The sequence below is a fragment of the Staphylococcus sp. 231237_7MaSpsaltlick genome (genome assembly GCF_043107035.1).
Genome location: NZ_JBICNX010000240.1, coordinates 1 through 686 on the forward strand (window position 1 = coordinate 1; position 686 = coordinate 686).

A 686-nucleotide genomic window follows, 5' to 3' on the forward strand; every position below is an offset into this window, starting at 1 on the left:
GATAGAAATAGTTGTATTTTTGCTGTTTATTTATCTTGGTAATCTCAGATTGACTTTTCAATTCTATGTTTAAAATAGCATTATCTGTAACTTTCAGTAAGTCCATTTCGTGACCAATATGAGGAACTATATACCCAAGAAAAAAGCCTTCAAAATCTTTGTATCCTAGCTCTAAAAAATTTATTAATGACTTTAAGTCCTCTATTTCGTTTTCCTTAAGAGGTAGAGAATCAGATTCTATATATGTATTAATTAATTCTACATCTTCAGTTAAATAAATATTCAAAAATTTCTTCAAATTATATAATTTTCTCATTTTATTTTCTCTCCTAAAATTTCACAAATTGTCATAACCCAATAATTTAATCTGTCTATTTTGAATTGCTCTATTAAATCTATTTCTATCCTGATCATTAAAATCACGACCTTTCAACCATCTTAACTCTAACTCATTTCTTAATAAATCATAATATGAAAAAAGCGAGTCTTTTCTAAATTTATTTTCGTGTATAGAATCTAAATATGGAATTCGATTTTCATCCATGAGTATACCTTGAATAATCTCTTCTTCTAACATAGCTTCAATTATCCACTTTTCTATTTCATCCATAGTCTTACATATTACAAAATCTATATCTGACACAAATAATTCAATGTCATTATACTTACCTATATTATCAATACTT

Annotated in this window: 2 pseudogenes; both read right to left on the minus strand. The window is 25.7% G+C overall.

Annotation, left to right across the window (positions count from 1 at the left end):
- Positions 1 to 316: pseudogene (locus ACF91D_RS31185) on the minus strand (DNA/RNA helicase domain-containing protein); the annotation flags it as partial.
- 21 nt (positions 317 to 337) lie between these two features.
- Positions 338 to 686 (minus strand): annotated as a pseudogene (locus tag ACF91D_RS31190) (hypothetical protein); the annotation flags it as partial.